Source organism: Streptomyces sp. JLYT201, from assembly GCF_059448825.1.
This window is the reverse complement of sequence record NZ_CM182551.1, coordinates 826,697-851,542: the sequence shown is the minus strand read 5'-3', so window position 1 is coordinate 851,542 and position 24,846 is coordinate 826,697. Positions and strand designations below refer to the sequence as shown.

The window sequence follows — 24,846 nt, the reverse complement described above, 5'->3', positions numbered from 1 at the left end:
GTCCCGGCGGGTGAATCCGCACTGCACCTTTGGACGGAGGCGGCGCGGTCGCGCCCCCTTCTTTCGACGGTCGCTACCGACGGCCGGGAGCGTGTCGGCGCGACATCGGCCCTAAGGGATCAGTAGGCCGCCGCCTTGCCGCTGGCGGGCCCACAGGGGGCGGCAGCCCCTGACCTCACTCCGCCCCGGCCCGAGGCGGGGCGGTGTTCTTCGTCGCGTTCGGGTGGACGGCGTCGCGGAGCGTGCGCAGGCTGGTGACCAGGTCGGCCAGTTGCTCCGGGGTGAACAGGCCGGTGAACCAGCGCTCGATCTCGGCGAGGTGTTCGCCCAGCACCCCGTGCAGCCGTTGTGCGCCCTCCGGGGTCAGGACGGCGTAGGTGCTGCGCCGGTCCTCGGGGCTCGATGCGCGGCGGACGAGGCCGCCGCGTTGCAGACGGTCCACCGCGCGCGTGACGCCGCTGGTGGAGAGGGAGAGCTGGGCGGCCAGGTCGGTCATCCGCAACTGCCTGCCGGGGGAGCGGCTCAGGCGTGTCAAGGCGTCGAAGTCCAAGGACGACAGCCCTGACTTCTCCAGGGTCGGCGCCAGTTTCGCGCTCAGCCCGGCGTGGGCTTCGAAGAACAAGCCTGCCGCGGTCAGCCGGGGGTCGTTGAAGACATCGGAATCCATGCTCCGCATCCTAACCCCGAGTGTTTGCTGTGCGGATAGTTGCAGAGTGGATAGTTGACGTGCGGAATATCTCTGCGGTAGAAATCTGCTTGCCGCATGGAAATTCCGCGCCGCAACTAAATGGGGATGCGTGTGCCGACGGCGCTCGACCGCGCGTCCCCTCCACCAGAACGAGGAGTTCACCACCATGACCGCCACCTGGGTCGCAGGCTTCCGCTCCGCCGTGCTCAGCCCGTACGAGACCATCCAGCTCAAGCAGTCCCGCGGCTTCCGCGACCAGACGCTGCGCCAGATCCTCCACCTCGACGGCGGAGGCGAGGCGTTGCGCGTCCTCCTCAGCAACGAATACGGCAAGGAACCCCTGGTCATCGGGGCGGCGCGGATAGGAGTGCGCACCACGGGCGGGACCGTCGACCCCGCCACCGACACCGCCCTGCGTTTCGGCGGGGAGACACAGGTGGTCATCCCCGTCGGCGAGCGGCTCCACAGCGACCCGGTCGCCCTTGAGGCCCCCGCCGGGACCGACCTGGCACTGACCCTCCACCTGCCCGAGGACACCGGCCTCGCGACCTACTCCCACACCCCGTCGCAGAACGCCTACCTCCTGCCCGGCAACGCGCTCACCGCGGACTTCACCGACGCCGAGGAGATCGACGGACGCTACTACGTCACCGGCGTCGACGTCCTCGCCCCCGAAGGCACCGCGCTCGCCGTCGCGTTCGGAGACTCCTGGTTCGAGGGCGTCGGCACCTCCACGGGCGCCAACATGCGCTTCCCCGACCAGCTCAACCGCAGGCTCGACCGCGGCTGGGTCGTCAACCAGGGCATCGGCGGCAACCGCCTGCTGACCGACGAGGTCGGCCCGCGCGGCCTGGCCCGCTTCGAGCGCGACGTCCTGAGCGTGCCCGGCGCCACCCACGTGCTCCTCCACTTCGGCCTCAACGACGTGGGCCTGCCCGGCACGGTCGGCGAGCCCCCGGCCACCGCCGAGGACCTCATCGCGGGCTTCACCGCGCTCGCCGACCGCGCGCGTGCGCACGGCCTGACCGTCATCGGCATGACGATGGGCCCCTACGCGGGCACCATCTACCCCGGCGTCGACACCCCCGAAGGCCGCGCGGTGCGACGCGAGGTCAACGCGTGGATCCGTACCTCCACCGTCTTCGACGCCGTCGTCGACGTGGCCGCGGCCGTCCAGGACCCCCAGGAGCCGGACGCCATCCGCCCCGACCTCGACAGCGGCGACCACCTGCACCTCAACGACGCGGGCACGCACGCGATGGCCGCCGCCGTCGACCTCGCGCACCTGCGCCTGTGACACCACGTCACTCGCCATCCCGTCAATGCCCCGCGGCCGCCCACCGACGGCTCCTTGACAGCCGTCGGTTCCGCAAGTACGTCTCCTTCAAGCCGATTTCGCCCTGACGGGGGGACCGCCCGGAGCGTGGCGCGGGGCTCCGTCCTCGGCGTCGCATCGGATGCCGCCCCAGCGGAAAGGCACGCCCATGAGCTGTTGGCCACCCTGCTCGGAATGGTGTGAATGCGTCGAGGGCGGATGCCGGCCGGCGCCGCTCAAGCCCAACGCCGTACGGATCCGCACACCGGACGGGCGCTGCCTTCAGGCCATCAACGGTCCCACCGCCTACTCCGGGTTCCTCGGTCCGACCTCCGGCACGCCGGGCACCTGGGAAACCTTCCTGATCGACCAGCCCACGACCTGGCCCGTCCGCAGCGGGGACCAGATGGTGCTGCGCGCCGTCGACGGCACGTGGCGGCCGCTGCCGGACGTCCTGGTCCGGGTCGACCACGGGGTGCTCGTACTGCCCCGCAAGGGCAAGAAGGACCCACAGGTGGTCACGTACCAGTTCGGCGGCCGCGACCGCCCCCTGCTGGTGACCTCGCCGCTGGGCCCCGGGCACCCGGGCTACCAGTCCGGCGACTCCAGGGAGTGGACGTTCACAATCACCAGGGTGGCGGACGGCAGCCCTTCCCCCGTCGGTACGCCGATCGACACCGGCGACCAGGTGAGGTTCGGCTTCGCCACCCGCAACCGGGCCCAGCCGGAGCGGTTCTGGCGGCTGCGCGACGACGCGAGCCCCCGCCGCGTCGACGGCGACGCCGAGCCCGGCGGCCCGGCCGCCACCACGTTCACCGTCGAGTTCAACGAGGTCCGCCCCGACCTCGGCTGGCGCCCGCCCGCGGACAGCGCGTGCCGCCGCTGCGCGCGCGTCACCGCCGTCGTCACCCGCCGCAGCACCGGCACACCGATCCCCGGCGCCCACGTCACCGCGCTGCCGCCGAGCGTGCCCTTCGCCGGTGACACCCGACCGAGCCCCACCGACGGCCGCGCCGACCTGACCGCGTCCGTCGACGGCGCCGTCCGCGACTGCGTACCCGCCGGGCCCGTCGAACTCCAGGCCACGGCGAACCGCTTCCAGACCGCGACCGTCAGGGACACCGTCCCCGACCGGGGTGCCGTCGACGTACGGATCCCGATGGACTGCACGATGGTCACCGGGCGCGTCCTCGACTCCGCGGGCAGCCCCATGCCCGGCGAGTGGGTGTTCCTCACCGACGTCCAGGACAACCCGCTCCTCGACCTCGACGGCAATCCGTACCAGACGAGGACCGACCTGGAGGGCCGCTTCTCCTTCGCCTGCGTCCCGCACGGGCAGGTCAAGCTCTCGACCGAGTACGACCCCAGCACCGACAGGACCGTGACCATCGGCCCCCGCGGCGAGCACGTCGAACTGGTCGTCCAGCTCACCGCCGCCACCGTCGTCGTCCGGGTCGTCGACGCCGACAACAACGACCAGCCGCTCGACGGGGCCACCGTCCGGCTCACCGCCGGCGGTACGGCCCGCACCGCCACCACCAGCGGGGCGCCGCCCCAGGCGACCTTCGCCCGCGTCCAGCCCGCGGGTGCCGCCACGGTACGGGCGACCATGACCGGCTATCTGCCGAGCAGCGTCCCCGCGACCGTCCCGGCCTCCGGCACCGTGACCATCACCGTGCGGCTGCGCCGCGACGCGTCCGTCGACGTGCCGACGGCGTTCGTGCTCCAGCTCGACTGGGGCGCCCTGCCGCGCGACCTGGACCTGCACTGCTCCGGCCCCGACGGCAGCGGCGGGCGCTTCCACTGTCTGTTCAACGCCATGCGGCCCGTCGGCTTCGTAGACCTCGACGTCGACGACCGCGACGCCACCGGGCCCGAACGCGTCACCGTCACCCCGGTCGCCGGGGCGTTCGTCCCCGGCGAGTACCGCTGCTGGGTCGACAACTTCTCCGGCGAGCAGACCCTCGCCGCCTCCGGCGCCTCCGTCGCCCTGCTCAGCCTCGACGCCGCCGGACTGCCCGCGCGGCGCGGCCGCTGGGTCGTCGCGGAGGTCCCCGGCGCGGCGAGCAGGCTCTGGTACGTCACGCGGTTCACCGTCGACGAGCGAGGCGGGCTGACCGTCGACCCCGTCATGGCCTACCGGTCCGGGACCTGGGACACCGCCCTCTAGCAGTACGAGATGGAGACCGCCCATGCCCGCCAACCCGCATCAGGCCACGCTCCAGCGCCTGGCCGAACTCCACCAGGCGGACCTGGCGGGCCTGCACCAGCAGGCCCGCAGGCTCCGGGAGATGCTGCGCCGCAGGCCGCCCTGGCCCGAGCCGCCGAAGCCGCCGCTGTCGCGCGAGGTGCTGAGCGGTGACCTCGCGGGCGTCGAGCGCGCCATCGCCAAACACGACCGGATCGTCGAGCTCGCCCGCGACGAACGCGTCGGCGAGGTGCTGCAAGCCGTCGCCGACGACCCGGACCTCGCCCGGGAGGCGGCGGCGGACCCGTTGGCGTTCGCCGCGCGACACGGCATCGACCTGCCCGCCACCCTGGTCGTCACCGTGCTCGTCGCGGGCCGCGACGTGTCCGCGCGCTTCAGCAACGCCGACCCGGACATGCCCTTCGAGGTCGCCTGGACGCGGGACGGCTTCCAGGCGCCGCCGGTACCGGACCCGCTCCCCGGCCGCGCGGCCGCCGAACCCGTCTGACCGGCCCGGCCCGACAGGGCCGTTCGGCCCGCTCCCGGGCGCCGCCCGGCCACTGTGCCGCGCGGGCGCCGGGGCGGATGCTGACAGCGTCGGTCCCGCCGCGGCACGACAGGAAGGCACAGCGGTGAACACCATGACCACGTCCAGCACCCGCATGCTGCGGGCCCTGCCCGCCGCCCACCGGGAACGTCTGCTGCGCGTCGCCCGCGAAGTCCCCATCGCTGAGGGCACCCGCCTGTTCCACGAGGGCGGACGCGCCGACCGCTTCTGGGTCGTACGCACCGGCACGGTCACCCTCGACATGCACGTGCCCGGCCGCCGCTCACCCGTGATCGAGACCATCGGCTTCGACGAACTGGTCGGCTGGTCCTGGCTGTTCCCGCCGTACGTATGGCAGCTGGGAGCCGTGGCGACGACTCCCGTCCGCGCCTACGAATTCGACGCCCCTTCCGTACGATCCCTGTGCGCGAGCGACCCCCAACTCGGCGCCACCGTAGGCCAATGGGTCGGCAAGGTCCTGGCCCACCGTCTCCAGTCGGCCCGCACCCGACTGCTGGACCTGTACGCGCCATACGGCAGTGGGGGTCCCCGTTAGGCACTGTCCGGTGGGTCGGGCGACCTGGCCGGCGTTCACATCGGTCCGGCCGGTGTGGGGCGGGGCGGTGTGCCGGATCGGGAGTGGGCTCGGACGGAGCAGTACTAGCCGGATCCTGAAGGCATGGACGATTTCCCCTCCCGCGTCTTGCTGACGCTCCGCCGCTTCATCGGCACCCCGCTCCCGGGGACGGACTACTGCGTTCAAGCCGCCCACCGAAGCGGCCACGATCGCTGCCGGATCCGCTTGGCGAGCCCGACCAGCGGCTCGTTCCTCGCGGACCTTCCCGGACGATGGCCGGACGGGCAGCAGATCAGCGACTGGTGGTACGTGGGCGCCCTGCGTCGCGTAGCGCAGAGCGCACGGGACGGAGACCTCACCCCCGCGTGCGACGACGAAGGCCTGCCCTTGGTCGACCTCGCAGGCCTGGAGTCGGCAGGGCGACTGACCAGAGACATAGAAGTCACCGCTCAGGACGCGCTCGACTACGTGATCGCCGACCTCGTGGGAGACCCGCTCTGGCACGACGCGGCAGCCTCCGCTGCTCCGGACCTCTACCGTCTGGTCGGCTTCGACCTGCGCACGCCCGCGGTCCTGCGTGTCTATCTGCGATGTGACTACGGCACCATCGGCGTGGACCTTGCGGTGTACGACGATGACGCCCGCCAGCCTCGCAGCGTGGGATGGTGGGCATCGACCAAGCTCATCGCCATCCTCAACCCTGATGACCGCGAGACCCTCCCCGCCCACCGCGCGGACGGAGTGACAGACCCCCTCTGCGACGCGGTCTACGACCTGACCGAGTGGGTATGAGGGCAGCTGTCCCACTCCTGCACCAGCCGTGTGTCTCGCCCGCAACGTGCACCCTCACCGCTCCAAGGCCACCGTAGAGCCGCTCTCGGTAAGGGGAAGACCGCGCACGACAGACACCGGAGGCGGTCGGCGTCCGCCCGCGTTCGCCGAGCCGCACGTGATCGACGGCCCGTCGTCCCTCTGCCACCGGTCCGCTCAGCGGTGGCGCGGAGGCGAAGGCGGAAGCGTGGTCGTCCCCGGCGGGGCCTCCGGCCAGACCAGTAGGACCGGGCAGGGGGCGTGGTCGACGATGAAGCGGCTCGCGGGGCCGAGGCTGCGGGGTCCCAGGTGGCTGCGGTCGCCGTCGCGGGCGAGGACGAGCAGGTCCGCGCCTTCCGCCGCGGCGACGACTTCCCGCTCGGCGCGGCCGACGCGCTCGGCGCGCGTACAGGGGCGGCCGAGACGGTCGGCCGCGGCGGTCAGGAGGCGCTCGGCGGACTCGGCGGCCAGGTGCTCCACGGCGGTGCCGGGGTCGCGGTCGGGCCGGGCGCGGCCCAGCAGCCCGGCGTACGCGCCATGGGCGGCTCCGGGCGCCTCGGCCCCGGTGACGTGCAGCAGCACCACGTCGGCGGGCGAGGGCGCGTGGGCGCGGACGGCGTCGACACACGCGGGCCAGGTGCCTTCGACGATCCAGGCGACGACGGTCATGGTGTCCTGCCTCCTCGGCCTCCTCGGGCCTGTCAGCCCCCGATCACGAGCAGCGAGACCCACAGTGCCACCACGGAGAGCAGGAGCGCGGCGGGCACGGCGAGGAACCCGAGCCGGGTGAACTCGCCCAGCTGCACGTCGCTGTCGTGCTCGCGGACGATCCGCCGCCACAGCAGGGTGGCGAGGGATCCGGCGTAGGTGAGGTTGGGGCCGATGTTCACCCCGAGCAGCACCGCCAGGACGGCGCCGGGACCGGCCGGGGCGGTCAGCGGCAGCAGTACCAGGACGGCCGGGAGGTTGTTGATGACGTTGGCCAGTACGGCGGCCAGGGCCGCGATGCCGAGCAGGGCCGCGAAACCGGTGCCGTCGGGCACCACGTGGCCCAGCGCGTCGGCGAGCCCGTTGTCGACGACCGCGCGCACCACGACGCCAAGGGCCAGGACGAAGGCACAGAACGGCAGAGATGCGGCACGCACCAGGGCGGTGGGAGTGGTGCGGCGCCGGAGCAGGGCGCGGCCCCCGAGCACGGCCGCGCCCGCCGCTGCCGCCCACGCCGGGTCGAGCCCGACCGCGGAGGCCACCACGAAACCCACCAGCGTGCAGACCACCGTGGCCAGCGCGAACACCGGCACCTCGCGGGCCTCGGCAGCGGGCGGTGCCTCGGCTCCGGCGTCCAGGTCGGTGGCGAAGAACCGCCGGATGACCACGTACTCGACGACGATCGCGGCCAGCCAGGGCAGGGCCATCAGAGCGGCGAAACGGGTGAAGCTCAGTCCGCTCGCGGCGAACGCGAGCAGGTTGGTGAGGTTGGACACCGGGAGCAGCAGCGAGGCGGAGTTCGACAGATGGGTGCAGGCGTACACGTGCGGCGCGGGCCGCGCGCCGAGCCGGGCCGCGGTCGCGAACACCACCGGCGTCAGGAGCACGACCGTGGCGTCCAGGCTGAGTACCGCGGTGATCAGCGAGGCGGCACCGAACACCTGCACGAGCAACCGGCGTGGGCTCCCGGCCGCCCGCCGGGCCATCCAAGCGCCGCAGGCCTGGAACAGGCCCTCGTCGTCGCACAGCTGAGCCAGGACCAGCACCGCCGCGAGGAAGCCGATCACCGGGCCGAGGCGGGCGGCCTCGTCCGCCGCGTGGCCCAACGGGATCGCCCCGGTGGCGATGGCCACTCCGGCGGCCGGGACGGCGACGACCGCCTCCGGCCAGCCCCAGGGCCGGACCACCGCACAGGCCAGGACCGCCAGGAGCAGAACGGCGGAGAGCGCTTCGGCGAGAGAGGCGTTCAGGGCGGAACCTTTCAGCAACGGAGTCTTCCGCGGAGCCCTTCGAGGCACCCCGGGGGAGAGAACGGCAGGACAGCATGATCCGCTGCCGTGCCATCCTCCCACTCCGCGGGGCCCCACCAGGCCCTCGGCACTGTGCGGACCCGACCGAGGCGGAGCAGGAGATGGCGGAGAAGAAGACGACCGACCGGACCCACCCCGTCGACCACGAACTCATCGAGACGGCGACACACGTCGCCCGCACCCGCTGCCGGGGCGACGCCCACACCATGGCGGCCGCCGCCCGCGCGCGGGACGGCCGGATCGTCACCGCCGTGAACGTGTACCACTTCACCGGAGGGCCCTGCGCCGAGCTGGTCGTCCTCGGCGCGGCGGCCGCCCAGGGCGTGCGTGAGCTGGACACGATCGTCGCCGTGGGCGACCGCCACCGGGGGGTCGTTCCGCCGTGCGGCCGCTGCCGCCAGGTCCTCCTCGACTACTTCCCGGCCCTACGGGTCATCGTCGGCGCGGGCGAGCGCCTCCGCAGCGTGCCCGTCACCGACCTGCTCCCCGAGGGCTACGTCTGGGCGGAGCAGCAGCCCGACGCGGAGGCTCGGGCCGACACCGAGTAGCCGCTGCTGCTCGACATCGACGAGGCACAGTCCCGGCGCGCCCGGCTCTCGAATATTCCTTGACGCGAATATTCGTGGGTGAGCATAATTGGGGCCATGGACGCACTCCTCTCCGCACTGGCCGACCCGGCCCGGTGGCGGCTCGTGAGCCTGCTGGCCGAGCGGCCCCGCCCGGTCGGTGTCCTCGCGCAGCTCGCCGAGGCGCGCCAGCCGCAGACGACCAAGCATCTGCAGACCCTGGAGCGCGCGGGCGTGGTCACGTCCCGCCGCACCGGCCAGCGCCGCGTCTACGCTCTGCGGCCCGAGGCCCTGCGGGAGCTGGCGGCGGAGCTCTGCCGCGTCGCCGACACCGCGGACCGGTCCGGCGGCCCGCTCACGACGTACGAGAGCTATGGGCGCAGCGTCGAGGCGGAGTGGCTCGCCGCGCGGGAGCCGGGGTGGGCCGACGGCCGCGCCTTCACGTTCTCCCGGTCCCTGCCGGGGAGCCCCGAGCTGGTCTGGCGCCACTTGACCGAGGTCGACCTGCTCACCGGATGGTGGACGCCCGACGGCCTCCGCGTCTCCGAGCTCGTCTTCGAGGCGCGACCGGGCGGGCGCCTCGTCCTGGAGTACCGCGACGCCGACGACACGACCGGCTCCGCCCCGGTCGCCGGGCGCGCGGAGGGCTCCTTCGTCGACGTGCGCCCCGGGGAGGGCCTCGGCTACCGGCTCTCCCCGTTGCTCCCCGACGGCAGCCCGGCCTTCGCGGCCCACGTCGACTTCCACCTCCGCCCCACCGACGCGGGCACGGACCTCGACGTCCAGTACCGGATCGCCGACAGCACCATCGACTCCGCGGACTTCATCGCAGGCATCGAGATCGGCTTCGGCCAGAGCCTCGACAAGCTCGCGGCGAACGTCACGGCGAAGGTCGCGGCGGACGTCATGGCGGATGTCACGGGAGGCGTCGCGGGAGATCCGAGCAGCACCGACAGCACCACGAGCATCAACACGACAAGCACCGGCACCACGGGCACCAGCGCGACGAGCACCAGCACCACCAAGTAGGGACACCCCAACCAGCACCCATACAAGGAGCACGAAGTGACTGCGCAGAGCGCGAGCCGCCGAGTCGTCACCAACATCGCCCTCTCCCTCGACGGCCGTTACGCCCGCCCGGACAACCCCCTGGACATGGGCTGGGTGATGCCCTACGCCGTCACCGACGTGGCCCGCGACCACCTCACGAGCCTCTGGGAGACCGCGACGACGGCCCTGCTCGGGCGGGTCAACGCCGAGGGGTTCCTGGGCTTCTGGCCCACCGTCATCGGCGCGGAAGGCGCCGACCCGCGCGACGAGGGCTTCGCGAAGTGGCTCGTGGACACCGACAAGGTGGTCCTGTCCACGACCCTCGACGACGCACCGTGGGAGCGGACCACCCTCGTCGACAAGCCCACCGCCGAGGCGGTGGCGGACCTCAAGACGACCGAGGGCGGCGACATCCTCGTGCTCTCCAGTGCAAGCGTCATCAAAGCCCTGCTGGCGGCCGACATGGTCGACCGCCTTGCGCTCACGGTCTTTCCGGTCTTCCTCGGCGGCGGCCCGAGACTCTTCGACGACGGCCTGCCCGAGGGCCGGTGGAAGCTCATGAGCCAGAGTGCGGGCGACCACGGCACGCTGGCGCTCGTCTACGACCGGGTCCGCTGAGCCGAACAGCGCCTCTTCACCATCTGCCAAACTCACCCCATGGCTGATCACGGCGGCGACAGCAACTACCTGCTGGACAACAGGCAGTCGGAGGCAGGCATCCGCTTCGGCGCGCTCGCCGCGCTGTTCGACCCAGTGACGTTCCGGCACGTGGACCGGCTCGGGGTCGGGGCGGGCATGCGCTGCTGGGAGGTCGGCGCCGGTGGCCCGTCCCTGCCGCTCGGGCTCGCGGAGCGCGTCGGCCCGACGGGCTGGGTGCTAGCCACCGACATCGACGTGTCCTGGACCCGGGACGTCGCCGACGGCGTGATCGAGGTGCGGACCCACGACGTGGCGGCCGACCCGCCGCCCGCACCGCCCGGCGGATTCGACCTCGTGCACGCCCGGCTCGTCCTGGTGCACATCGCGGACCGCGCCGAGGCCCTGTGCCGCATGGTGCAGGCGCTGAAGCCCGGTGGCTGGCTGCTCCTGGAGGACGCTGATCCGATGCTGCTGCCCCAGCTGTGCCCGGACGAGTCGGGACCCGAACAGCGACTCGCCAACCGGCTGCGGTCCGGCTTCCGGACGCTGATGGCGGAGCGCGGCGCGGACCTTGCCTACGGGCGGACCCTGCCCCGGACCCTGCGCGAAGCCGGTCTGACCGGCGTGCAGGCCGACGCGTACTTTCCGATCACCTCGCCCGCGTGCGCCGTACTGGAGGACGCGACGGTGCGGCAGGTCCGCCACCACCTGGTCGACCGAGGACTCGCCACCGACGAGGAGATCGACCACCACCTGGCCAACGTCGCCGCGGGAGGGCTCGACCTGACCACCGCTCCGCTGATCTCCGCATGGGGTCAACGGCCCTGACCCGAAGACCCCGTGGGGGAGGAGGTCAGTGCCCGGCAGGCGGGCAGGGGCGCAGCCACCACACCCCGCTCGCCTCTCGGACACAGCAGGCCCCGCGTTCCGCTCAGCGGAAATTCGTCTCCCCCCGGGCGCTCCCTTCGGGCATCGTCACCATGTTCCGCAGGCGCACACGACTCAGCGAACTCACCAAGTGACATGCGCTGTTGGACAGCTGACTTCGAAGGCGACAGGAAGGCAGATGCCGTCGTGTGGCGGCCGTCCAACGGCACGTGGTACGTCCTGCGCACGACGGACGGCGGCCAGACCGTCCAGCGGTACGGCGTGGCGGGCGACCTCCCGAGCTGACCCGGCGCACGGGCGCCGCGCCCACGGGCGGCGTGTTTCCGTCTCAACGGGCACAGCCGTGTCCCCGTAGCGTCGTCGCCGACGAAAGCGCCTGCATCCAACCTTTGGAGGTACGTGTGAAGACGTCACGACGGCCCAGCGCCCTCCTCGCGGCCTTGGCCCTGGGGCTGGTCAGCCTCTTCACGACCACCCTCTCGGCCTCGGCCGCGGAGCAGCCCGGCACACAGCGGGCCAAGGTCGGCTTCATGATCGCCTCGAACATGAACAACAGATGCCTGGAGGTAAGAGGGGCCAACCCCGGCAGCGGTGCCCTGGTCGCCATGTGGGACTGCTTCGGGGGCTCGAGCGAGCGGTGGTACTGGGCCGGCAACACGATCCGCAGCGACCTCAACGGCAAGTGCCTGGACGTCGCCGCGGGAAACAGTGAGAACGGTGCCGCCCTGAACGTGTGGGACTGCCACGGCGGGGCTCCCCAGCAGTGGGTCTGGGACGGCACCCGGCTCCGCAACCCGGCGTACAACCGGTGTCTGACCATCGCCAACGCCAACTGGGGGAACGGCGCTTCGGTCATCATCTGGGACTGCAACCTGGGCTCCCACCAGCAGTGGCACACCACCTGAGCGGTACGCCACGGGCACAGCAACGCTGACCTGTCCGCGCCGTGCGCGGCGGCCGAGGCGCCGCAGTGAGAGACGATCACCCGGGACGAGGGCGGCACCCCGGCCCGCCCGGGCGATCGGAGCCGAGCGCGCCCTTGTGCGGCTCAGTACCCGCCGTCGTGCGAAGCCCCGCCGGGCCGCCGCGGGGTGTCGACGACACCGTCGTGCTGGGAGGCGATGAGGCGGGCGTAGACGCCGTCGCGGGCGAGCAGATGAGCGTGGGTGCCTGATTCGGCGACCCGGCCGCCCGCGAGGACGACGATCCGGTCGGCGGAGCGGATCGTCGACAGGCGGTGGGCGACCAGGAGTGTCGTGCGCCCGGCCTGGAGGCGTTTCATCGCGGCCTGCAGCAGCGCCGTGTTCTCAGCGTCGAGGCTGGAGACCGCCTCGTCCATGACCAGGACGGGCGCGTCCCGCAGGAAGGCCCGGGCGATGGCGATGCGCTGGCGCTGGCCGCCGGAGAGCTGGGCGCCCCGTTCGCCGATGACGGTGTCGTAGCCGTGCGGGAGTTCGCGCACGAAGTCATCGGCGATGGCCCGCCGCGCCGCCGCCACGACCTGGGCGGGGGTGGCGTCCTGGCGGCCGATCCGGATGTTCTCGGCCACGGACGTGTTGAACAGGTACACCTCCTGAGGCACCAGCGTGATGAGCTCGCGCAGTGCGGCCTGGGGAAACGCGCGCACGTCGTGGCCGCCGACGGAGACCGAGCCCTGCCGGACGTCCCAGAACCGCATCAGCAGGTGGGCGCAGGTGGACTTGCCCGCGCCCGAGTGGCCGACCAGGGCCACCGTCTCGCCCGGCGCCACGGCGAAACTGACGTCGTGCAGGACGTCGGGGCCCCTCGTGCCGTAGCCGAAGGTCACCCGGCGGAACCGCACCTGGGGATCGACGGGCGAAGGGGGCGGCCGCGAAGCCAGGTCGGTGACGGTCGGCGGGGTGTCGAGCACGGTGAAGACGCGGTCCGTCGCGGCGCGTACCGCACCGAAGTTGCGGGCGGTGGAGAGGATGTCGTTCAGCGGGGCGAAGCAGTAGACGGCGAGGATCACGGCGACCGGCAGGGTGGTCGCGGGCAACCGGTGGTCCGAGACCAGCAGGGAGCCGGTGACGAGGACGGTGGCCATGCCGAGGGTGACGAGGGCGTCCGCCGCGGAGTGCTCGGCGCCGGACCTGCGGCCGTGGGCGAGCTGGGTGCGGTAGAGGGCGGCCCCGCCCCGGCCGATCCGGTCGAGCCAGGCCGTCCCGCGGCCGAACGCCACCAGTTCCCGCAGCCCCTGCACACCGTCCACGACATCGGCGTTGACCTCGCCGAGCCGCGCGCGCAGCTCCCTTCCCTGGGCGCCGGACCGCGCGGCCAGCCAGACCGGGACGGTGGCGATCGCCGCCAGGAACGGCAGCACGGCCGCCAGGAGCAAGGGATGCAGCGTGCCGAGCACCGCGAGCGCGCCGAACGGGACGACGACGGCGACGAGGAAGCTGATCACGGTGTGGGCGAAGAACTCCTCGGTCAGCTCGACGTCGGCCATCACCGTCGAGGCGAGGTCACCGGTGCGGCGGCCGAGGAGATAGGCCGGCGCGAGGCGCTCCAGCGCTTCGTAGACCCGGACCCGCAGGACGGCGAGGATGCGGTACGCGATGTCGTGGACCATCCACATCTCGGCCCACGCCGCGGCGGCCCGCGCGATCACGAGCACGCCGAGCAGCACGACGCCGAGGCCGACGGCCCGCGCCGAGTGACCGGTGGCGGCCAGGCCGACCAGCCAGACCGCGGTGACCGCCGCGGCGATCCCGAACGCCTGGTCGGCGATGCCGACGAGCAGCGCGAGGGCCAGCCTGCGGCGGAACCCCTTCATGAAGGGCAGCAGACCGGTCAACGCCCTGCCGTGCGGCGCCGACCGCGCGGCCGGGGTCATGGCGCCGCCTGCGCGGCGACCATGCGGGCGTAGTCGCCGCGGCGGACCAGCAGACTGCGGTGGTCGCCGACCTCGGTGACCCGCCCTCGTGCCAGGACGGCGATGCGACCGGCGTCGCGGACCGTGGACAGGCGGTGGGCGACCACCAGGGTCGTGCGGCCCCGGCTCAGCCTCCCCAGCGCCCGCTGGATGTCGGCCTCCGCCGCGGCGTCGACACTGGAGGTGGCCTCGTCCAGGACCAGCACGGGCGCGTCCTTCAGGAGGGCGCGGGCGATCGCGATGCGCTGCCGTTCACCACCGGAGAGCGTCAGTCCCCGTTCGCCGACCGGCGTGTCGTATCCGGCGGGGAGGGCTTCGACGAAGGCGTGTGCTCCGGCCGCGCGGGCCGCGTCCCGCATCTCGGCCCCGGTGGCGCCGGGCCGGGCGAGCCGGAGGTTGTCGGCGATGGTGCCGTGGAAGAGGTACGTGTCCTGGGAGACCACGGCGATCGTCTCGCGGAGCGCGGCGAGGGGCAGTCCGCGGATGTCCGAACCGTCGACGAGCACCCGCCCGCCGACAGGGTCGAAGAAACGCAGGAGCAAGGAGACCAACGTGGTCTTCCCGGCGCCCGAAGGGCCTACGACGGCCAGTGTCCCGCCTGCTTCGAGCCGGAGGCTCACCCGGTCGAGGGCGGGGGCCGCGCGGTCGGCGTAGGCGAAGGTGACGCGCTCGAACTCGACGACGGGGGGCCGGTCGATCCGCCGGGGCCGCAGGGGGGCCGGCGGCTCGGGTGTCTGCGGAACCGCGTCGAGGAGGGCGTGGATGCCCGTGGCGGCCGAGACCGCGGTGTGACCGGCGTGCCAGAACCGGGACAGCTCGATGAACGGGCGGAAGCACTCGAACACCAGGAACAGGACGACGTAGAGCCCGGCGAGGTCCAACGCCCCCTGGGCGAGGCGCAGCGCGCCGACGCCCACGCTGAGCGAAGTGCCCGCCGCGACCCCGAAGGCGGTGAGGCCGGTGTCGACCAGGGACACGCGCATCTGGGCCATCGTGGAGCGGTACAACACCTCGGCCCGGTCGCCGAGTTCGGCCCGGCGGCGCTCTCCGGCGTTGAAGGCCTTGAGCGTCGTCAGGCCCTGCATGGTGTCGAGGTACTCGGCGTCGAGCGCGGCGTAGGCGTCCCAGTGGGCCTGTCCGCGCTCGCCGAGCAGCCGGTCCCACCAGCGCGGCGCCAGCGGGACGAACACGACGAGGACCGCCACCAGCGCCCCCACGACCCAGTCGATCGACGCCAGGTAGGCGACGAGTCCGACGGGTGCGAGGAGACAGACGGCCAGCTGCGGCAGATAGCGCGCGTAGTAGCTCTCGACCGCCTCCACGCCGTCCACCAGGGCCGACTGCACGGTGCCCGTCCTGGTCCTGGTCAGGTGGCCGGGGCCCAGGGCGAGCAGATGCGCGTAGAGGCGGCGGCGGAGCCGCAGTTTGGTCGCGGCCGCCGTCCGGCTGACGCACAGCTCGCGCAGCTGCAGCAGTGCGGCCCGTACGGCGACGAGCGCGAGGACCCCGGCGACCTGGGGGATGCTGGAGGTCCACGGCCTGTGGTCGCTCACCTGCTCCAGGACGGCGGCGACCAGCAGCCCTTGGCCGACGTAGGTGGCGGTGACGCCGAGCCCCACGGCCACCGCCGCCGCGATGTGCCAGCGGACGGCGGTGGCGAGTTCGAGGAGTCGGCGGTGGAGCAGCATCAGGCGTGCGGCAGGGGGAAGTAGTTGAGCTCCTCCTCCGTCAGCGGCCGCTGCCTCCAGCCGAGGGTGACCGCCATGTCCTGGATGCGCCGCTTGCCGAGGAACGGGAACGCCGCGGGGAAGTTGGGGACCAGACCGGGGATGAGCACCCGCACCACGCGGAACCCCGTCTTGGCGACGTCGTGGGTGGTCACGTCCACGTAGAGGATCTCGTAACCGCGCTTCTCGACCACGTCCCGGTACGTGGCCAGGGTGCGGTCGGGCAGCCGCGGCAGCTCGTCGAGCGACCGGCTCGTCGGGGTGTCCACCCAGGGCCGCACCACCTCGGTGGCGCGCGGGTCGAGGAACAGCTGCTGCTGGCACAGCAGGTCGTTGACGTCGTGGAAGTCCTTCGCGTAGTCGTCGAGGTAGGCGCGGTCCTTGCGCCAGGGCTTGACCATGGCGTTGGTCCAGCCGGCCGCGACCGCCTCCCGGAACAGGCCCGCCGGGTCGTCGAAGTCCCGGGTGCCGTCCTGGAGGGTCAACGCCTCGCCCCACGCCTTGCGGGCGGCGTCCATCGGGTCGGGCCGGGCGCCGAAGCCGATGGTGAAGAGCTTCTCGATGTGGTTCTCGACCACTCCCGCCAGGACCGGCACGTCGAACTCGTTGTCCAGCTGGATGAGCCAGGCCCGCTGGCCGAGCTCGGCGGGCCGCCCGGCCCACAGCGCGGCGAGTTCGGGGGGCTGTTCCACCTTGGGGAGCGGATGGCGGTTCATCCACCAGATCATGGTGGCGTCCCGCTCGATGACCTCTTCGATGCCGGAGACCAGTGCGTCCTCCAGGGTGTGCCCCGCGGCGAGTCCCGGGTAGTAGAGGAAGTTGGTGGGCGGCACGTTCGCGTACTGGTCCATGTACCAGTTGACGTACACCAGGCTGGCGGGCACCCACACGGGCCGGTCGGCGGTCAGTGAGTGGCCCGGCACCCAGTGGGTGGTCCGGTCGTGGGTGAACCGGACGAACGGGAAGCCGGGGCTGTCGTACAACCGGTCCGAGTAGAGCACGAGGCGGTTCGGGTCGAGTGCGGATTCCCCCGCCCGCTCCAGGTCCTGGTACGACGCCTCGCGGACGTCGACGGTCTCGGTGATGCAGTTCCCGCAGTACCGCTCGACGGCCTCGCCGATCGCGGCGCTGCGGGCCGCCCGGAAGTTGCGGAACGCGGTGCCGCCGCAGACCACGTTGTTGGCCCAGGTGTACAGGCGGCGCATGTCGGCGACGTTGGTCTGCACCGTGACGAGGCGGTCGGGGACGGACTTGTCGTGCTCGAAGATCTGGTGGGAGGCGATCAGGCCGGTGCGGTTGTCAAGGAGGAGACGCTCGTTGAACGGCGGGGTGTCGTCGTCCAGGGGCCGGTCCGGCAGCGGAAGCACCGGGTGGCGCGCGATGGTCAGCTCGACCGGGTCGAGTTCGATCTCCGCCCACAGTGACCACGCGGTGACCCCGGCGACCCAGCGCTCGATGTCGATCAGCAAGTAGGAGAGCATCCACAGGAGTTCGGAGGGCGTCGGGGTGCTCCCCGCGCCGAAGACGGCCTCGCCGGTCAACGCGGCGTGGACGTCGGGCCGTTCGGCCGCTGTGAGCCGTCGGCCCAGGAGGTCGCGGTAGTCGGGCGTACGGCCGGGTGCGACGGTCGGCCCGGCCCAGCCGCGGCCTTCGCTGAGGTGGAAGGACGACCACAGGACCCGGTGCTCGGCGCAGAAGTCGTTCAGCGACTCCAGATAGCCGAGGTCGAAGCGGTCGCGCAGGGCGAGCACCACGGGCTTTCGGGCCGGATGTGCCGCCAGGGCGTCCGCGAGGCCGGACCTGGACGTCACCTCGACCGAGGCGAAGTTGGCCGTCGCCGGGCAGACGCGCGCGACGTCGGTCAGCTCCGCGTCGCCCGTGAGGATCAGCGGTGTGGCCGTCACCCGCTCGGGATCGGGCCGTGGCCCCTGGTCGAACCGCAGCCAGTTGGCCTCACCCGCGAGGGGTTCGGCCGTGCTGAGTCCACCGAGTTCCGTGAGCTTCTCCAGGACTTCGCGGTAGCCCGCCGGGTCGGAGGTGGTGCGGACGATCTCTTCGAGGGGGGTCGTGCCGTCACAGCGCGCCAGGACCGCCGCGACGTCCTCGGGCGCCGCCTTGATCTCGAAAAGGCCGCCTCTCGGGGCGATGGCGAGCGTGTGCCGTTCCGCGCCCGGGCGGGGCCAGACGAGCGGCCGTAATTCTACGCGCACCATCCGGGGACAGCCGATTCCGGTGGATTCATTGACCGTCAACGATTCCTCCAACCCATGAAGATCCGGGAATCGCCGGTCGGCGATTCCCGGAACCCGGCACCTATTTCTCAGTCGTTCCAGGTGAACACAGGAGCGATACTCGAGTGGTTGTGGCTCGGGGCCAGCATCCTCCGAGTGCGGTGGAAGTCAATGTGCACGATCATTCGGTCCTCCTCACGGACATACGGCTCCCATCACGGATGTCGCCGCATGCTAGAGAGGGTGGTCTGCCGGGAGGGGCGTCGCACATACGCATTTGGGCGTAGGCGCCCAGAGGGCGGCCGATTCCCGACTCCTGCAGCTGTCTCGCTCCTGCACGCCAAATGCAATAGCCATACCAATGCCAGGAGGCGTCGTAATGGCCGTGCGGGATTAATGACGTGCGACATGGAAATACGCGGAGCTGCCCGAGGGATATCCATCGGGCTTCGGCCACCTCGACCGAATCATTTCGGCGCGACCCGAGTGCACCCACGTACGGGAAAAGTGGGTGTGGCTCAGCAGACTGGTGAGGTTGCTTTGGCCGCCGCATATAGTTGGCCGATTCGGCGCCACGGGGCGGCCGGGGCGGGCGGGCCGTTCATGGGGCGGCACGGCGGGTGGCCCCCGGGGCGAGGCCCCGGGGGCCACCCGTGACGCGCCTCCCGGCGCAGCGGCAGCCCGAGGCTCAGTCCGTCGGTACCTTCACCAGGTCCAGGCGGCCGCCCGCCAGGGCGATGGTCGCGGAGACCAGGGCTTGGAGGGCGAGGTCCTCGCCGGGCTGGTCCGGGGTGTAGAGGCATTGGAGCGTCAGCCCGTCGAAGCCGGCGAGGAAGAAGCGGGCGATGGCCTCGGCCGGGTGGGCCAGCTCGTGCCCGGTCCGCGCCGCCGCCTCGGACACCAGCTTCGCCGTCACGTCGTTCACCCCCTGGTAGTAGCCCCTGAGGGCCTCGGTCATCTCGGGGGTGCGCAGGGCGACCATGCTCAGTTCGGTCTGGAGGTTGTAACGCATCGCGTCCTCCCGCACGGTGCGCCACAGGACGCCGACCAGGGCGACGATCGTGTCCTCGAAACCGGCGTCCTGCGGGGCCGCCTGCTCGACGTGTGCGATCAGGTCGGTGGTGAGTTGCTCCATCACCGCCCGGTACAGGTCCGCCTTCGTGCCGAAGGTGTAGTGGACCGTGGCCTGTGCGACACCGAGCTCGGCAGCGATCGCGCGCGTGCTGCCCGCGGCCACTCCCTCCCTGGTCATGAGGTCGATGGCCGCTTTGATCAGTTGAGGGCGGCGCTCGGCCGCGGAAACGTGAGCCATGGGCCCATCCTACCGACATAGTCAGTGGAACAAGTCACCCGATCAAGTTGGCTTCGGCCCGGGGTCGCGAGGTGCTGATGATCACCTTGCCGAAGGCCCCGCCCGAGGCGTAGTGGCGGTAGGCGTCGACGGCCTCGTCGAAGGGGAAGACCCGGTCGATCAGCGGTCGCAGCCCGTGCTCCTCGATGAAGGCGTTCATGGCGGTGAACTGGGCGCGGCTGCCGACGGCCACGGCGCGGACGGTGGCGGAGGAGGCGAACAGGGCCCGAGGGTCGAGCGGCTCCGCGGTCTTGCCGACGAAGCCGACGCACGCGACGGTGCCGGCCAGGGCGACGGCGCGGACGGACTCGTGGAGGAGCCCCGCGACGTCGACGACGCGGTCGGCGCCCCGTCCGCCGGTGCGGGCGCGGACCTCGTCGGCCCAGTCGGGCGTGGCCGCGTAATCGACGACGTCGTCGGCGCCGAGGCCGCGCAGCCGTGCCGCCTTGGCCGGGCTGCTGGTCGTGGCGATCACGCGCGCGTCGAGCGCCTTGGCGAACTGGAGCGCGAAGAGGGACACACCGCCGGAACCCTGCACGACGACGGTGTCGCCGGGACGGACGCCGTCGCCGTCGCCGGTCAGCGCGTTCCAGGCCGTGACCGCCGCGCAGGGCAGCGTCGCGGCCTCCTCGTACGATAGGTGGGCGGGGACGGTCACGAGCGAGTCCGCCTCGACGACGGCGTACTCGGTGAGCATGCCGTCCAGGGAGCCGCCGCGCTGCGCGAGGTGCTCCACGGCGAACGGGCCGTCCTGCCAGGAGGGGAAGAGCGTGGCGGCGACGCGGTCGCCGACGCGGACCGCGTCGACGCCCGGTCCGACCGTGACGACGTCACCGGCCCCGTCCGACACCGGGACGACGTCCGGCTCGACCGGCAGGACGTAGGTGCCGTCGAGGACCATGAGTTCGCGGAAGCTCAGGGACGTCGCGCGCACCGCCACCACGGCCTGGCCGGGGCCTGGCGCGGGGACGTCGTGCTCGCGGACGGTGAGGCCGGAGAGCCCGGCGCCGCTGTGGGACAGGTGGTAGCTCCGCATCGGAAGGCCCTTCGTGTGACGGGGGGGAGAGAGACGGCGGGGGCGGGGGTGGGTCACGCGGCGTCGGACTCGGCGGCGAGCGGGACCTCGCCCGCGGTCTTGCTGAAGCCGAACGCCTCGGTGATCCGGCCGTCCGCCACGCGCATGACGTTGACCCCGCGCACCCACTGGTCGGGCCCCGGACCGAAGCGGTAGCTCCACACGATCGTCGCGCGCTCACCCGCCACGATGACCTCCTGCGGCGTGAACTGCGTGGCGCGGTCGTCGATGACGGCCGTCCACCAGGCCGCACACGCCTCACGGCCGCGGACCAGCTCCCCGCCGGGCGCGGGCTGGACGCTCTCCATGACGCAGTCCTCCGCGATCAGTCCGTCCAGGAGACCCGCGTCGTGCTCGATGAACGCGCGATTGAAGCGGTCGATGACCTCGGCGGTGTCGCGGCCGGAGCCGATGAGCGCGGTCGTGCCGCCTGCGGAGCCGATGGCCTCGGCGGTCGCGCGGACGGAGCCGGTGGCCTCGGTGGTGCGGCGAGCGGACATGATGCCTCCCCAGAAGAGATAGACCATTCGGTCTATCTGCTGTCGCTGGAGATATAGATAGACCAGTTGATCTACTGCGTCAAGGGCTGGCACAATCGCGCCATGACCGCCACCACCAAGCCGGGCCCCCGCGAACGGCTGCTGCTCTCCGCCCAGGAGCTGACCTACACCCAGGGAGTCGGCGTCGGCGTGGACGCCCTGCTCAAGGCGGCCGGAGCCGCGCGGCGTTCGCTGTACGAGCACTTCGGCGGCAAGGACGGCCTCATCGCCGAGGTCCTGCGCCGCAGCACCGCCGAGGACCTGGCGAAGTACCGCGCCACGATGGACGCCGCGGGGGAAGACCCCCGTACCCGGCTCCTCGCGGTCGTCGACCGGCTCGCGGAGATCGCCGCGGCCCCGGACTTCCACGGCTGCCGCTATCTGGCCGCCGACCTCGCGCTCACCGACCCCGAGCACCCGGCCCACGAGGTCACCCAGGCCTACCGGCGCACCCTCCACGGCCTGTTCGCCGACGAGTTGACCGCCCTCGGGCACGCGCGCCCCGACCTCGGCGCGGACCAGCTGCTCGTCCTCGTCGACGGCCTGCTGGCCACGGGCGCGTCCCGCCCCGAGGCACGGCCGCCCGCCGCCGCGTCCCGTGAACTCTTCGAGTACGTCGTCGACTCCGGGACCCGGCAGACCGACGGTTGAGGGTTTCCTGGTCGCGCGCGGCAGGCGCGACCGCCCCGGCTACTGTTCGAGTGCGACCGGCAGGCGCTCTCCGCTCGTACCGTCGTACGTCCCGAGCGGCGTCGTGGTGTTCAGGCCGTCGTGGTCGGTGACCCTGAGCGCGATCGCGTGGGCTCCGGAGCCGGTGGAGCGGACGTCGAAGGAGACGCCGGTCGCCGCCGCGCGGCCGTCGACGAGCCACGCCACGTCGGCGCCGGTGATCGGGCCGTGCTGCGGCGAACTGCCCTGGGCGTGCAGCACCGGTCCTTCGACGGCGCCGAGCAGTACCTGGGGCGGCCGCGGGGGCAGGGCGAACGCCGGAGTCTGCACGTACGACGTGTGGTAGCCGTTGGTCGCGATGACCTGCGCCACGCACCGCTCGTGCCCCGGCATCGTGCGCAGGTCCAGGTCGAAGGACGTGCCGCTGAGGTTGACCCCCGGGCGGGGCGCGAAGGTCCCGTCGGCGTTGGTGAACCGTACGAAGTACGTGAAGGCGGGGCGCGGTTCGGGCTCGCCGACGTCCAGTCGCTGCCAGCGCAGGTGCAGGACGCCCTCGGTGTCGATCTCCGGTGTGGACAGCGGTGTATTGAGGATGAACTGGGGCGCGCCGGACGGCACGACCAGTGCGCCCAGCTCGGTTCCGTCGCGACGCAGGACGACGCGGTGGGCCCGCGCGGCGTAGGGCAGACGGGCGCTGAACGTTGCCTCCTGCTGGTCGTGGCGGTCGAAGACCACGGTGGTCGGGGCGCTGGCCAGGACCTGCCCGGCCGCGTCCTCGACGGACACGGTGTGGACGGGGCCGGGGACCGTCCGCGGCGGCGACGGCTTGCGGAACGTCCGCAGGCACGGCTGCCAGCGCACGGCTCCGGAGCGGCTGACCCGGCCGCGCACCCGCACGTACTGGCCCGGGAACGGTCGGCTGGTGGTGGTCAGCGCGGCCGGAACCGTGCCGTGGACAGGGCGTTCGGGCGGTGCCGCGTCGGCCTGTTCGCCGCGCACGGACAGGGTGTTGAGCAGTCGGAGCCAGTGGTAGCCGCTCATCCAGCGGGTGTCGACACCGCAGTAGCTCATCAGGTCACCGGCGGTGGCCGGGTGGAGGGTCCGGGTCAGCGGTTCCACGCCGACCTCGCCGGTGCGGCCGTCGGGCGGGGTGAAGTCTTCGTCGACGCTCTCCGGGCCGCCGCAGGGGGCGTGCAGGAGCCCCAGCAGATGGCCCACCTCGTGGGCGAACGTGGACACGATGTCGTACCCGAACGCCACGTGATCGCCGTACCGTGCCGCGCCCCGGACGCTCATGGGCGCGGCCTGGTCGAGCATCGCGTACAGCAACTGGTCGTCGTTGCCGTGGTCTTCCTGGATGTCTTCGAGGTCGTCGATGAAGTCCTCCTTCCCGCCGTCGCTGGTGAGGTCGCGGGTGGTGTGGATCTCCGTGAGGCCAGGAACCGTGTAATAGACGATCCCGCCGGTGTCGGCGATGGGATAGCGCCGGGGGAGGGTGTCGGAGACGGTGCGGTAGTGCGCCGCGCTGACCGCCGGGACCGTCGGGGTCGACACCCGCACCATCCAGATGGTCACCGGCCGTGTCGCCCGGAAGTCGGCCGTCACCTCCATGGGGTTGCTGAGGGTGCCCGCGACCTCCGCCTGCACCTGGATCTTGGCCGTCCCGGCCGTCACACGGTCCGCGGGGATGAGGAAGTTCAGGGTGTGCGCGATCTGCCCCCGGTCGACCTGCGCGATGGGCCGGGCCGTGATCGGATTCAGCGAAGGGGTGGTGAAGGAGCCGCCGTTGAGGGTCAGTGTCCCGACCACCCCGTCCACGGTGCCGCCCTCGCGCGGATCGATGCCGGAGTCCAGATAGACCCGGACCAGCGTGGCCTTGCCCGCCGCGAGGGCGTGCTGCGGGCCGCCCGCGGGCGGGGTGAAGTGCTGGGTGGCCTGGGTGACCTCGACACCCGTGATCTCCAGGTTCGGGGCGGCGTCGGGCGGCAGGAGCTCGCTGCTCATCGTGAGCAGGAAGCCGTTGTGGGTCTGGTCGGTCTGGGTGGGGCCGAGGACGTGGCGGCCCAGGGTGTCGGGCTCGTTCGGATCGATGGTGATCATCGCGCGGCCGAGGAAGTTCTCGTAGGCGCCGCTGCTCGGCCAGGCCTCGTCGTCGTGGGTGTACGCCTCGACCCAGATGCGGGTCGGCCCGCCCACGGCCAGCGTGGTGACGGGGGAGGGAAGGCCGCCGGCGAGTGGGAAGAGCGCCTCGTCGAAGACGCGGTCGCCCCCGTTGTTCCAGCGCAGGAGCTCCTGGTCGATGGCCTCGGCGCCGCCCTGCGCCGGGGCGAAGGCGCGGACGTACAGGCCCATGTGCGTGAAGTCGCTGTTCTCGTCGTCGAAGACCACCACGTCCCGGAACACCAGCCGCGCCTGCCGGAAGCCGTGCGGCGGCACGGTTTCGAGGACGCCGGTCACCGCGTAGCCGGTGTGGCCGTTGTCGGTGGTGGTGGGGCCGAGCAGCACCTGGCCGAGCTGGCTCGGCTCGCGGGTGTCGAAGACGACCTCCGCCTCGCCGAGGAAGTTCTCGTGGTGGCCCTCGTCCGGCCAGCGCTCGTCGTTGTCCGTGTACGCCTTGACGTGGAGGCGGCCGATGCCGCCCGGGACACCACCGATGTCGAACACCAGGACGCTGGGGTACTCCTGGTCACCGTCCAGCGGGTACTGGAAGTTGTCCTCGACCTCGCCGTTGCGCCTGTTCCAACGGAACTCGGCCACCTGGGTCCCGGAGTTGTCCAGGACCCGGACGTACAGGCCCATGCGGGTCGATCCCGCTTCCTCCTCCTCGAAGAGGTACACGGTGTCGAGCGTGAGACGCATGAGGGTCATGAGCGCCACCTCCGAGTCGCGGGTTCGATGAGCTGTGTCCACGCGCTCGTGCAGGCAGGGGCGCGGAAGGCCGACTATGTCGAGGGGTGCGGGTGAGGGCCAGCGCCCGTTCCGCTCAATGGAACAGCGGCCGTGCCGTACGGGGGAATCACCCGATCGTGTGACCCCCGGGCGCGCCCGGCGCCCGTGCCCGCAGGGGGTCACGCA

At 72.2% G+C, this 24,846-nt stretch carries 21 protein-coding genes; 11 read left to right on the top strand and 10 right to left on the bottom strand.

The window, feature by feature from the left end; genetic code table 11:
• Positions 1–175: 175 nt before the first annotated feature.
• Positions 176–667: a MarR family winged helix-turn-helix transcriptional regulator gene (locus AC5WAM_RS03580; RefSeq protein WP_495521529.1), complete on the bottom strand. Its 492-nt coding sequence runs from the start codon at positions 665–667 to the stop codon at positions 176–178.
• Between the two features lie 187 nt (positions 668–854).
• Here AC5WAM_RS03580 and AC5WAM_RS03575 point away from each other — a divergent pair, with 187 nt between their 5' ends.
• From AC5WAM_RS03575 to AC5WAM_RS03555, 5 genes are all read left to right on the top strand, one after another.
• Complete coding sequence (locus AC5WAM_RS03575) at positions 855–1,985, top strand: GDSL-type esterase/lipase family protein (RefSeq protein ID WP_495521528.1); 1,131 nt, start codon at positions 855–857, stop codon at positions 1,983–1,985.
• A 187-nt stretch (positions 1,986–2,172) separates the two neighbouring features.
• Positions 2,173–4,173 carry a hypothetical protein gene (locus AC5WAM_RS03570; protein ID WP_495521527.1) on the top strand — a complete coding sequence of 667 codons (2,001 nt, stop codon included), beginning with the start codon at positions 2,173–2,175 and terminating at the stop codon, positions 4,171–4,173.
• Between the two features lie 22 nt (positions 4,174–4,195).
• Positions 4,196–4,699, top strand: coding sequence for a hypothetical protein (locus AC5WAM_RS03565; protein WP_495521526.1), 504 nt, complete (start codon positions 4,196–4,198; stop codon positions 4,697–4,699).
• 133 nt (positions 4,700–4,832) lie between these two features.
• The gene (locus AC5WAM_RS03560; RefSeq protein WP_366789851.1) at positions 4,833–5,294 is read left to right on the top strand and encodes a Crp/Fnr family transcriptional regulator; all 462 of its coding nucleotides are present in this window, start codon (positions 4,833–4,835) and stop codon (positions 5,292–5,294) included.
• A gap of 123 nt (positions 5,295–5,417) precedes the next feature.
• Entirely contained in the window at positions 5,418–6,107 is a 690-nt protein-coding gene (locus tag AC5WAM_RS03555) for a hypothetical protein (RefSeq protein ID WP_495521525.1), read from the top strand.
• Between the two features lie 195 nt (positions 6,108–6,302).
• On the opposite strand, the gene AC5WAM_RS03550 is transcribed toward AC5WAM_RS03555, so the two are convergent.
• Together AC5WAM_RS03550 and AC5WAM_RS03545 are read right to left on the bottom strand one after the other, a co-directional pair.
• A complete protein-coding gene (locus AC5WAM_RS03550; RefSeq protein WP_495521524.1) occupies positions 6,303–6,794 on the bottom strand; it encodes a universal stress protein in 492 nt (163 codons plus the stop codon).
• A 32-nt stretch (positions 6,795–6,826) separates the two neighbouring features.
• Complete coding sequence (locus tag AC5WAM_RS03545; RefSeq protein ID WP_495521523.1) at positions 6,827–8,101, bottom strand: SLC13 family permease; 1,275 nt, start codon at positions 8,099–8,101, stop codon at positions 6,827–6,829.
• 143 nt (positions 8,102–8,244) lie between these two features.
• Here AC5WAM_RS03545 and AC5WAM_RS03540 point away from each other — a divergent pair, with 143 nt between their 5' ends.
• The 5 genes from AC5WAM_RS03540 to AC5WAM_RS03520 all read left to right on the top strand — a co-directional run bounded on the left by AC5WAM_RS03540 (position 8,245) and on the right by AC5WAM_RS03520 (position 12,191).
• On the top strand, positions 8,245–8,691 hold the full coding sequence (locus AC5WAM_RS03540) for a cytidine deaminase family protein (RefSeq protein ID WP_495521522.1): 447 nt from the start codon (positions 8,245–8,247) through the stop codon (positions 8,689–8,691).
• A gap of 96 nt (positions 8,692–8,787) precedes the next feature.
• The gene (locus tag AC5WAM_RS03535) at positions 8,788–9,738 is read left to right on the top strand and encodes a metalloregulator ArsR/SmtB family transcription factor (RefSeq protein WP_495521521.1); all 951 of its coding nucleotides are present in this window, start codon (positions 8,788–8,790) and stop codon (positions 9,736–9,738) included.
• A gap of 36 nt (positions 9,739–9,774) precedes the next feature.
• Positions 9,775–10,377, top strand: coding sequence for a dihydrofolate reductase family protein (locus AC5WAM_RS03530; RefSeq protein WP_495521520.1), 603 nt, complete (start codon positions 9,775–9,777; stop codon positions 10,375–10,377).
• 39 nt (positions 10,378–10,416) lie between these two features.
• Positions 10,417–11,226 carry a class I SAM-dependent methyltransferase gene (locus tag AC5WAM_RS03525; RefSeq protein ID WP_495521519.1) on the top strand — a complete coding sequence of 270 codons (810 nt, stop codon included), beginning with the start codon at positions 10,417–10,419 and terminating at the stop codon, positions 11,224–11,226.
• 461 nt (positions 11,227–11,687) lie between these two features.
• Positions 11,688–12,191 (top strand): RICIN domain-containing protein, encoded by a 504-nt coding sequence (locus AC5WAM_RS03520; RefSeq protein WP_495521518.1) that lies wholly within the window; start codon positions 11,688–11,690, stop codon positions 12,189–12,191.
• Positions 12,192–12,334: 143 nt separating this feature from the next.
• Here the strand turns inward: AC5WAM_RS03520 and AC5WAM_RS03515 are convergent, their stop codons facing one another.
• From AC5WAM_RS03515 to AC5WAM_RS03490, 6 genes are all read right to left on the bottom strand, one after another.
• Positions 12,335–14,140 carry an ABC transporter ATP-binding protein gene (locus AC5WAM_RS03515; protein ID WP_495521517.1) on the bottom strand — a complete coding sequence of 602 codons (1,806 nt, stop codon included), beginning with the start codon at positions 14,138–14,140 and terminating at the stop codon, positions 12,335–12,337.
• A complete protein-coding gene (locus tag AC5WAM_RS03510; RefSeq protein ID WP_495521516.1) occupies positions 14,137–15,867 on the bottom strand; it encodes an ABC transporter ATP-binding protein/permease in 1,731 nt (576 codons plus the stop codon). Before AC5WAM_RS03510 ends, AC5WAM_RS03515 begins: the two co-directional genes overlap by 4 nt.
• Positions 15,867–18,119, bottom strand: a complete 2,253-nt coding sequence (locus AC5WAM_RS03505; RefSeq protein ID WP_495521515.1) for a YcaO-like family protein — start codon at positions 18,117–18,119, stop codon at positions 15,867–15,869. The genes AC5WAM_RS03510 and AC5WAM_RS03505 overlap by 1 nt, the downstream gene beginning before the upstream one ends.
• A 706-nt stretch (positions 18,120–18,825) precedes the next feature.
• On the bottom strand, positions 18,826–19,449 hold the full coding sequence (locus AC5WAM_RS03500) for a TetR/AcrR family transcriptional regulator (RefSeq protein ID WP_366789861.1): 624 nt from the start codon (positions 19,447–19,449) through the stop codon (positions 18,826–18,828).
• A gap of 34 nt (positions 19,450–19,483) precedes the next feature.
• The gene (locus tag AC5WAM_RS03495; RefSeq protein WP_495521514.1) at positions 19,484–20,524 is read right to left on the bottom strand and encodes a zinc-dependent alcohol dehydrogenase family protein; all 1,041 of its coding nucleotides are present in this window, start codon (positions 20,522–20,524) and stop codon (positions 19,484–19,486) included.
• A 53-nt stretch (positions 20,525–20,577) separates the two neighbouring features.
• A complete protein-coding gene (locus AC5WAM_RS03490; protein ID WP_495521513.1) occupies positions 20,578–21,063 on the bottom strand; it encodes a nuclear transport factor 2 family protein in 486 nt (161 codons plus the stop codon).
• A gap of 102 nt (positions 21,064–21,165) precedes the next feature.
• Here AC5WAM_RS03490 and AC5WAM_RS03485 point away from each other — a divergent pair, with 102 nt between their 5' ends.
• The gene (locus AC5WAM_RS03485) at positions 21,166–21,753 is read left to right on the top strand and encodes a TetR/AcrR family transcriptional regulator (protein ID WP_495521512.1); all 588 of its coding nucleotides are present in this window, start codon (positions 21,166–21,168) and stop codon (positions 21,751–21,753) included.
• Between the two features lie 39 nt (positions 21,754–21,792).
• Here the strand turns inward: AC5WAM_RS03485 and AC5WAM_RS03480 are convergent, their stop codons facing one another.
• Positions 21,793–24,639 carry a hypothetical protein gene (locus tag AC5WAM_RS03480; protein WP_495521511.1) on the bottom strand — a complete coding sequence of 949 codons (2,847 nt, stop codon included), beginning with the start codon at positions 24,637–24,639 and terminating at the stop codon, positions 21,793–21,795.
• Positions 24,640–24,846 lie beyond the last annotated feature (207 nt).